Consider the following 245-nt stretch of genomic DNA (forward strand, 5'->3'; position numbering starts at 1 on the left):
CGAGTTTGAGGAGCTCGCCCTGGATCCGCTGGTAGCCCCACGTCGTGTTCTCGGTCGCAAGCCGCTCGATCAGCGCGGCGATCTCCTGGCTGATCGGTGGCCCTCCCGTCCGGTGCGTGTGGGTCCATGTCCGTGTGATCAGGCGGCGGTGCCACCGCAGGACGGTCCCCGGGGGTGACCAGCCGGTGCGCTCCCAGCGCTCTGGGCAGGAGCCTGATCAGAGCGGCGAGGACCGCCCGGTCCGC

Annotated in this window: 1 pseudogene; it reads right to left on the reverse strand. The window is 71.0% G+C overall.

The features are described from left to right. Positions 1-245: pseudogene (locus tag FMEAI12_RS39730) on the reverse strand (transposase); the annotation flags it as partial.

Origin of the sequence: Parafrankia sp. Ea1.12, assembly GCF_900465275.1 — a bacterium.
Classification (GTDB): domain Bacteria; phylum Actinomycetota; class Actinomycetes; order Frankiales; family Frankiaceae; genus Parafrankia; species Parafrankia soli.